The organism is Ilumatobacter nonamiensis YM16-303 (genome assembly GCF_000350145.1).
Lineage (GTDB): Bacteria > Actinomycetota > Acidimicrobiia > Acidimicrobiales > Ilumatobacteraceae > Ilumatobacter_A > Ilumatobacter_A nonamiensis.
In genome coordinates this window covers 1-8,363 of sequence record NZ_BAOL01000204.1, presented here as the reverse complement: position 1 = coordinate 8,363, position 8,363 = coordinate 1, and the positions used below count along the sequence as shown (strand labels likewise).

The window sequence follows — 8,363 nt, the reverse complement described above, 5'->3', positions numbered from 1 at the left end:
ATCGTGAACATCTGGTTGTACTTGTCGGCCGACAGGATCGTTCCGTCGGGTTGCGCCAACTGCAGGCGGATCAGTCCGGCCTCGATTCCTCCGACGAGGAAGAAGAACATCGCAACGGCGCCGTACATGATGCCGATCTTCTTGTGGTCGACGGTGAACGCCCACGACCGCCACCCGGTGGTCTGCGTCGGTCGGCGGAAAGAGCCGAGCGACTCCGTGGTGGTCGACACCGCAGGCTCGTCGAGGGGAGTCGTCGCTGGGGCTCGGTCTTCTCGTTCGATGATCGCCATGTGGCTGGGAGAACTCCTTGAATGTGGTCGTGCGAAAGCTGTGCTGTGCTGCGTGCCGCCGAGTGCACGGCGGCCGAATCACGAGGTGCGGTTCTTGCGGACCTTCCAGATGACGATCGCTCCGACCACCACGACCGCAGCAACGGTCACTCCGAAAACGAGCGAACCCGCGGCGCTGTTGACACCCGGATCATCCACCGCACCCTCCGCAGCTGCCGAGGAGAGCCGCCGGGCCGCTACTGGGCGACCGAACGACACGACGAACGCAATCAGACAGACCGTCGTCGCGAAGGCCTGTCCACGCCGGCGCAATGACCGCGTCATGACGAGTGCGATCGAACCGCGGCAACCGGGCGAGCCGAACTCGAGGCTGCCGACACTTCGGAGGGCGTCGGAGGTCGAGCGGATCGTGCAGGTTGCTGCGAGACGACCCACACCAGCGCGAGTCCGATCATCTGCACGACATGGTGGATGCCGCCACCCATCGTCAGGTTGTCGTTGAACACATCGACGACGGCGAAGGTGGGGATGGCCAGCGACAGTGTGATCACGATCGGCATCAATCCGCGCGCACGGGTCGGGCGCCATGCTGCAAACAGCACAGCAGCCGCGATCGCAGCGCCGAACGCACCGAGGTGCTGGCTGTCGTGGATCGGCGACACATCACGACCGGCCACCACACCCGACAACGCAAACACCAACTCGACGACAGCGAGAACCGCCAGACTCGCCCGCGCCGACTGATACGCCCATCGCCGCTCGTCACGGCTCCGAGCGAGGGCGGCGGTTGCGATGTCGGGGATCTTCTCGGCGCGACGAACCCGCAGCGTCCTCGTCACCTCACCGACAGACACCCACCATCGTGAGCACTCAGCGCACCGACCGAGGTGCCGATTCGCAGCCAGGGCCTCCTCGACATCGGCCTCCTGATCGAGTTGCGCCGAAAGAACGTCGCGCGCCGCGTTGCACTCCATACCAATGAGTGACGCGAGACCTTCGATCAGTTCCGCGACACGGAGATTTGTTCGTGCGAGCAGACTCGACCCAGTCGGCGCCGGCCAATCTTCGCTTCGTGCTGGCACACTGACCCGCGTGTTCGACATCGACGCAGCAGCTCGGGCCGGGCGAAACGGTGACCAGAAAGAGCTCGAGCGCTTCGTGCGTGAGATCCAAACCGACGTCTGGCGTTTCGCTGCGTACCTGACCTGCCCTGAAGACAGCGACGATCTCGCCCAAGAAGCGCTGTTCCGAGTAATCAAGAACCTTCACCGCTGGGAGCGCGGACCGGTACTGACGTGGGTCCTCGGCGTCACGCGCAACGTGTGTCGCGAGGACATCCGGCGACGAACCGTACGGCGGACAGATCCAGTAGCCGAACCCCCGGTGGCGGATGCGACCGACAGAACCGATGCGATCGACACAATGCAGCTTCTTCGAGCGTTGCCGCCTGATCAGCGCGAGGCCATCGTGTTGACCCAGCTGATCGGGCTCCCATACGCCGATGCCGCCCGCGTTGCCGGCTGCCCCATCGGAACGATTCGTTCGCGTGTTGCTCGTGGACGCTCGACACTGGCGGACGAACTGAACGACGGCACGATCAGCGACCACGGTTGAGCCGGACCGCCCTCGCCGCACCCTGATCCGTTCCGCCTGCATGACGCATCAGAACGCAAGGAGAAGCCCCGCCGCGTTGAAGCCGATGTGGAGCGCAATCGGTGCATCGATCCGCTCGGCCACGAGAGCCGCAGCACCGACAGCCAGCGAGAACACAGCGAGGCCAGGGAACTCGACGGGGCGAAGGTGGATGGCGGTGAACAATCCCGCCACGAGCAGCCAACTGGCGGCACGGGTGAATCGAGTGGCGAGGTAGCGCTGAAGGAATCCGCGGTACACGAGTTCTTCGACAATCGGTGCACCGATCACGACCATCATGATCAGAACCACCGTCGAGAGGCCGCCTGCCCGATCGGCGAGATCGCGGGCGTTGTCCTGGATCTTTGCGTCGGAGAACGTGCCGGGCCAAATCGATTGCAGCGGCGCATACAGAACCGGAACCGCAACCAGTTGGATGAACACCCCGACCGGGAAGAGAAGAGCGTCGCGAGGCTTGGCCCACACCTGGTAGTCGAAAGTCACCCGTACCAACACGACGCGAAAAGACGACCAACATCGCGATCAGCACGCCCCACGATGCGAGTGTCGCCGCACCGAGGAGCGGAATCGGAATACTGTCCGCGTCGCTTCCGGATCCGCCAGTGGTCAAGACGAGCAGCGACGCAAACTGTGCGACGACCCAACCGAGCGCCCAGTAGCCGACTGTGGGCCGGGCCACGTCTGACTCCTCGGTACTCATTGCGACCTCTCCGCACGCCCGTTGACACCGACACCGAAATGGCCGGACGAGTGCGTGCTCGATCGGCGCGACTCCGACTTCGAGGTCACGATTCGGCGTCGAGCCCGGCGCGAGACAGCTCGTCGCACGAGGCGACGTGGTTGTCGTCCGCTGAAGTGAGTTCGCTGACGAGACGATCGACGAGCAGGTCGCGCTCTGCGGCAGGCAGACCTTCATCGTGAAGATCGCGGTGGACGCTCTGCGCTGCCGACGCGTCCAGGTCACCGATCACGTGTTCCACCTCGTCGTGGAGCGTTGCGTCGGCGACGAGGGGATCACGGGTGGAATCGCACAGTTCAGAGACGACCTCGCTCACTTGGACATCGTCGAAGAACTGGCGCTCGAGAAAACTGCCGATACCGAGTCCGAGCGAGACGCCACAGACTCCTCCGACGAAAATGACACCTGGGCCGAGCGCAGCTAGACCGGACCGCTTGGGAGTCTGGCCGGGAACGGTCGAACGCTCGGTGACCTTCCCCTTCACGTAGAGCAGCGAGACACTGAACAAACCGATGACTCCCCCGACGTACGCGAGACCCCATGTGTTGATGATGCCTGCGCCGGCGTGGGCCAACAGATTCACGATGGTGCCGAGCGGACCGAGAGTTGGAGAGCCGAGACGGCTGACCGCCCGAGTTGCATCATCACGCCAGCGAGCATATCTTCACGTCTGTGCAGGTTTCATCCGTCACTGAAATCGACCGATGCGTCGAGACACGAATCGACGAAGGCAGAGTCGCGTCCGTTGCGGCAAGTCTCGTCAGTATCGACGAGGCTGTCGACCTCGCGGAGATGTTTCGATTGTTGGGCGATCCCACCCGCGTCCGCATCCTGTTCGCCCTCCTCGAGGCCGGTGAGCTGTGCGTGTGCGACATCGCAGCCGTCGTCGAGACGAACGAAACGAAGGTTTCCCAGGCCATGCGACTTCTGCGAAGCGCGGGCGCGGTCCGGAATCGGCGCGACGGCCGCAACGTCTTCTACCGCCTCGACGATGCCCACGTCCGCATGCTGCTCGACCTCTCACGCGAGCACCTGGCCCACACCGTTGCGGACGACTGATGATCCTCGTGCAGCAGAACCACCTCGCCCGACTGACGTCCGGCGACGAGTTGCCCGGTATCCGACCGGAACTCGAACCACGCCGGACCGAACCATGATGGCCAAGAGCTCAACGTTGCCCGACGCGATTCGCACCCGCATCGACGAACTCCTCGACGGGTCGAACCACGCGCAGACGATCGGCGACCCGCGGACGGCGTGGCAGCAACTCGAGGACGCTCACATTCTGTCCCAACCCTGGGTCCGACCGCACCTGAAGGTGCACGCACACATGCTCAGCCTCGCCTGGCGCCAGCGAGACGTTCGCGAGATCGTCGGCCAGGTCAGCCGGATCCTCCTGGCCGGGCCGGGCAGTGCCACGGGCCGGTATCCCGCCGGCAACACCGGACGATCCCGAGTGTCTGCGTTCGTGGCGATGCCCATCCGCGACGACCTCGAATCCCTCCTCGCCACCGCTCCGAATGCTTTGACGTCCGAAACGGGAACGGACACGCGCTGATCTCGATCGACGCACCTGCCGTGACCGACAACCACGATCACCAGGCCGACGTCGCAGCGTCGCCGCCGGCGGGAACGTCCGAGGTGCCGATTCGCGACGTGCATCTCGACACCGCGTTCGACACGGTCCCGAAATACTTCGCAGGAGGCAACGTCGCGTTGAGCCATCTGTTCGCGATGCTCTCCGCGACGTTCCCCGACGGCGAAGAGTATTTCGTTCGCTCATTGTCGGCGGTCCAGCACCGCATCACCGACGACGAACTGGCCCGCGACGTCGCCGGATTCATCGGTCAGGAATCGATGCACGGCCGCGAGCACCGAGCGTTCAACGAGCGCCTCGCCTCGCTCGGTTATCCAACGAAACAGGCAGAGCGCTACACGGACCGGGGCTACCGCCTCTTCGAACGAATCTCGTCGCCGCGGCTCCACCTCGCAGTGACCGCAGGGGTCGAGCACTACACCGCCACCCTGGCCGAGTTGCTGCTCGGCGATCACCGGACCAGAGAGGTCTTCGAACACGACGCCACGCAACGCCTTTTCGTCTGGCACGCCCTCGAAGAATCCGAACACAAAGCCGTCGCCTTCGACACATTCCAGCACGTCGGCGGCGGAGAACTGATGCGTCGACTCGCGATGACCGCCGTCCACGTCGACTTCATCAGCCACACGATCGCGATGACCGCTGTGTCGGTGGCACTGGATCCCGACGCTCGTCGCCACCCGCTGCGGACGCTGCGCGACATGATCGGGCTGATCCGATCGCCGTTCGCCTCGCTGAGCGCTGCCACGCAACTGGCCCAGTACTACCGCCGAGGATTCCACCCCAACGACCGCGACACCACGGAACTCGTCACGACATGGCGGAGTGAACTCTTCGCCTGAATGACACAACTCATGGACGGGGAAGATGGACAGTCGAGTTGAGTCACACTCTCACGCCCATTCACAGCATCGGGTGATGTCATCAGTGGCGACTGATATTGTGTCGCCATGGATGCGATCCGGGACCGAATCGATGTCGATGTGGCTGCTCGTCTGTTTCACGGGTTGAGCGATCGGACTCGCCTGTCGATCCTGGCGGCGTTGATGGACGGGGAGCGTCGAGTCACCGACATCGTCGCCGCCGTCGGTTCGTCGCAGTCGAACGTGTCGAATCATCTCGCGTGCCTGCGCGAGTGCGGCCTGGTGGTCGATCGCCCCGGTGATCGTCGACAGGTGTTCTACTCGATCTCCCGGCCCGAGGTTCGCGAGCTGTTGTTTGCGGCGGAGCGCCTGCTGGGTGAGGCCGGCCATCGCGTCAGGTTGTGCGAGAACCCGTACATGGATCAACCGCCTCAGGCGGACGACCGATGAGTGACGCATGCTGCGGCGGCACCGCCAGCGTCGACGGTGACGACGCAAACGGTCTCGCCGACCGTTGGAAGATGATCGCGGCAGGAATGTCCGCGGTTGCGTGGACGGCCGGCATCATCGCGGAGCTCACGGACGCGCCAGGGGTCGCCGATGTCGCGTTCGTCGTCGCAATCATCGTGGGCGGCGCAACGTTCGTGCCGGGCGCCGTCACGGGACTGGTGCGTGGCCGTCTCGGGGTAGCGCTGTTGATGTCCATCGCCGGAGCGGGAGCGATCATGCTCGGCCAGTTCGGTGAAGCGGCGGCCCTCGCGTTTCTGTTCTCCGTGTCCGAAGCGCTCGAGGAGTGGGCGATCACCAAGTCGCGGAGCGGCTTGCGTGCCGTACTGCAACTCGTGCCGGACACCACGACGGTTCGGCGCAACGACGATCAACTCGAAATCTCCACCGGCGACGTCGTCATCGGCGACGTGCTGGTCGTGCGTGCGGGCGAACGCATCGCCACCGACGGCGTCATCCGGACTGGTCGCTCCGCTCTCGACGTCTCGGCGATCACCGGCGAGTCGATCCCGGTCGATGTCGACGCCGGAGATGCCGTGTTGGCGGGAAGCGTGAACGGAGGCGGATTGCTCGAAGTCGCCGTCACCGCCCCCTCGTCGAACAGCACCTTGGCGAGAATCGTGCAAGCAGTCGAGGAGGCACAGGATCGCAAAGGCCGCTCTCAGCGGCTCGCTGACAGGATCGCCAAACCACTCGTTCCGGGCATTCTGATCGTCGCCGCGACGATCGCGATCGTCGGCGCCCTGCTCGGTGATCCCGAACTGTGGTTCCAGCGCGCGCTCGTGGTGCTCGTCGCTGCGTCTCCGTGCGCGTTCGCGATCGCGGTGCCGGTCACGGTGTTCGCCTCGATCGGAGCGGCCACTCGCGCCGGACTGGTCATCAAGGGTGGCGCTGCGCTCGAAGCCCTCGCCACTGTCGACATCGTGGCGCTCGACAAGACCGGCACGCTCACCCGCAACCAACCCAGTGTGATCGAGACACTCGCCGCTTCCGGCCGGGCACCGAGCGAAGTCCGTGCGTTCGCGGCAGCACTGGAAACAAACAGTGACCACCCACTCGCCGCCGCGATCGTCGCCGCCGCTGACGGCCCGGTACTCGCCGCCGACGATGTGCAGACCGTTGCCGGGCACGGCATCACCGGAATCGTCGAGCAAGCAGCCGTTCGAGTCGGCAAGCCCGGCTTCATCGACCCCGCAGAACTCGACCCAGACATCCGACGCCTCCAAGACGGTGGCGCCACGGTCGTGCTCGTCGAAGTCGACCAGACGACGATCGGCGCCATCGCCATCCGCGACGAGCTCCGCCCAGAAGCTGCCCACGTGATCGCAACACTGCAAGCCCGGTACGGGATGCGAGTCGTGATGCTCAGCGGTGACAACCAAGCGACCGCGACGGCGATCGGTCGCGATGCCGGGATCGACGACATCCGCGGCGGGCTGCTCCCCGACGACAAGACCACCGCGATCCACGAACTCCAGCGGCATGCACCCGTCGCGATGGTCGGTGACGGAATCAATGATGCCCCCGCGCTCGCCACCGCCGACGCCGGCATCGCGATGGGCGTCGGTGGCACCGACGTCGCGATCGAAGCTGCCGACATCGCGATCATGGGCGACCGCCTCACCCACCTCCCGGACCTGATCGGACACGCCCGACGCACCCGCACGATCATGATCCAGAACCTCGCCATGTCCGGCCTGATCATCGCCGTCCTCATCCCCATCGCCGCGACCGGGCTGCTCGGACTCGGCGCGGTCGTCGCCACCCACGAAATCGCCGAGATCCTCGTCATCATCAACGGACTCCGAGCCCGCCGCGGCATCACTGCCCGCAACGGCGACCACGACCCTGCGTCAACCGATACGGCCCGGCGAGCCGTCCATGCCTGACCACTCGGCAACCGGAAACCTGCCCGCCGGAGACGCACCGTCGCCGTCGTTTCAGCAAACGGCCGAGCGCCGACCATGGGCTCCCGTCGCCGCCGCCATCGTCGCGTTGGCCGGTGTCGATCTGGTCAGCAAACGATGGGCGACCGCCGCTCTCGCCGATGCACCAGTTGAACTCCCGGGACCCGTCGACCTTCAACTCGCCTACAACTCAGGAACCGCATTCGGACTGTTCTCGCAGATCCCGACCATCGCTGTCTCCATCGTCGTCATTGCGTTCCTGATTGCGGTACTCAAGGTGTGGGGTACTCACCGAGCACCGACCGTGCCGGTCGTCCTCATCGTCGCCGGTGGACTCGCGAACACCCTCGACCGTTTCGAAGCCGGAAGCGTTGTCGACATGCTCCACACCGGCTGGTGGCCCACCTTCAACCTGGCCGACGTCTTCATCACCATCGGCGTGGCGTATTGGATCATCGCATCACGCCCGCTCCGGGCAGCGTGAAGGTTGCTCCACCGTCCCGGCCTCAACCCGAGACCGCCGAGAGATCACCATCTGGCCGACTATCATACGACGTCGTGTCGTACATCCAGCTCTCCACTTCAGCGCGACACCGATGATTGCCGCGTCACTGAACTCGGCGCTCGGGCGCGCCGGCTTGCTGTTGATGCTCGTGGCGTCGGTGACCGGTGCGTTGTCGATTGTGGTGGGCATCTGGCAGGGGGATCGGCGGCTGGTGAAGCAGGGGCCTCGCTACGCGTGGATGGCTTTCGGCGGAGCGATTCTCGCCGTCATCATGATGCAGCGGGCGTTGATCACCCGCGACT

The 8,363-nt window shown here is 65.0% G+C and carries 12 protein-coding genes and 1 pseudogene; 8 read left to right on the top strand and 5 right to left on the bottom strand.

The genetic code is table 11. The features are described from left to right. From ON45_RS16930 to ON45_RS16920, 3 genes are all read right to left on the bottom strand, one after another. On the bottom strand, positions 1-230 hold a 230-nt coding region (locus ON45_RS16930; protein WP_373281594.1), incomplete at its 3' end, for a cbb3-type cytochrome c oxidase subunit I. Between the two features lie 138 nt (positions 231-368). Next, positions 369-614: a hypothetical protein gene (locus tag ON45_RS16925; protein WP_040495360.1), complete on the bottom strand. Its 246-nt coding sequence runs from the start codon at positions 612-614 to the stop codon at positions 369-371. Further along, positions 611-1,144, bottom strand: coding sequence for a hypothetical protein (locus ON45_RS16920; protein ID WP_148288737.1), 534 nt, complete (start codon positions 1,142-1,144; stop codon positions 611-613). The genes ON45_RS16925 and ON45_RS16920 overlap by 4 nt, the downstream gene beginning before the upstream one ends. Positions 1,145-1,382: 238 nt before the next feature. Between ON45_RS16920 and ON45_RS16915 the strand changes: the two genes are divergently transcribed. Beyond that, on the top strand, positions 1,383-1,904 hold the full coding sequence (locus ON45_RS16915) for a sigma-70 family RNA polymerase sigma factor (RefSeq protein WP_040495355.1): 522 nt from the start codon (positions 1,383-1,385) through the stop codon (positions 1,902-1,904). Positions 1,905-1,952: 48 nt separating this feature from the next. Here ON45_RS16915 and ON45_RS16910 read toward each other — a convergent pair whose 3' ends face one another. Then, on the bottom strand, positions 1,953-2,426 hold the full coding sequence (locus ON45_RS16910; protein WP_040495353.1) for a CPBP family intramembrane glutamic endopeptidase: 474 nt from the start codon (positions 2,424-2,426) through the stop codon (positions 1,953-1,955). A 302-nt stretch (positions 2,427-2,728) separates the two neighbouring features. Next, positions 2,729-3,265: a hypothetical protein gene (locus tag ON45_RS16905; RefSeq protein WP_040495351.1), complete on the bottom strand. Its 537-nt coding sequence runs from the start codon at positions 3,263-3,265 to the stop codon at positions 2,729-2,731. A gap of 209 nt (positions 3,266-3,474) precedes the next feature. On the opposite strand from ON45_RS16905, the gene ON45_RS23835 reads away from it, so the two are divergent. The 7 genes and pseudogenes from ON45_RS23835 to ON45_RS16870 form a co-directional block, all read left to right on the top strand. Continuing rightward, entirely contained in the window at positions 3,475-3,741 is a 267-nt protein-coding gene (locus ON45_RS23835) for an ArsR/SmtB family transcription factor (RefSeq protein WP_083915095.1), read from the top strand. A gap of 97 nt (positions 3,742-3,838) precedes the next feature. Further along, the gene (locus tag ON45_RS16895; RefSeq protein WP_083915093.1) at positions 3,839-4,240 is read left to right on the top strand and encodes a DUF3703 domain-containing protein; all 402 of its coding nucleotides are present in this window, start codon (positions 3,839-3,841) and stop codon (positions 4,238-4,240) included. 20 nt (positions 4,241-4,260) lie between these two features. Then, positions 4,261-5,121 (top strand): metal-dependent hydrolase, encoded by an 861-nt coding sequence (locus ON45_RS16890; RefSeq protein ID WP_241432234.1) that lies wholly within the window; start codon positions 4,261-4,263, stop codon positions 5,119-5,121. Positions 5,122-5,229: 108 nt separating this feature from the next. Continuing rightward, positions 5,230-5,592 carry an ArsR/SmtB family transcription factor gene (locus ON45_RS16885; protein WP_040495347.1) on the top strand — a complete coding sequence of 121 codons (363 nt, stop codon included), beginning with the start codon at positions 5,230-5,232 and terminating at the stop codon, positions 5,590-5,592. Continuing rightward, the gene (locus ON45_RS16880) at positions 5,589-7,538 is read left to right on the top strand and encodes a heavy metal translocating P-type ATPase (RefSeq protein WP_040495345.1); all 1,950 of its coding nucleotides are present in this window, start codon (positions 5,589-5,591) and stop codon (positions 7,536-7,538) included. The genes ON45_RS16885 and ON45_RS16880 overlap by 4 nt, the downstream gene beginning before the upstream one ends. After that, positions 7,531-8,040: a signal peptidase II gene (locus ON45_RS16875; protein ID WP_051063246.1), complete on the top strand. Its 510-nt coding sequence runs from the start codon at positions 7,531-7,533 to the stop codon at positions 8,038-8,040. Before ON45_RS16880 ends, ON45_RS16875 begins: the two co-directional genes overlap by 8 nt. Before the next feature lie 112 nt (positions 8,041-8,152). Further along, a pseudogene (locus ON45_RS16870) lies at positions 8,153-8,363 on the top strand (heme lyase CcmF/NrfE family subunit); the annotation flags it as partial.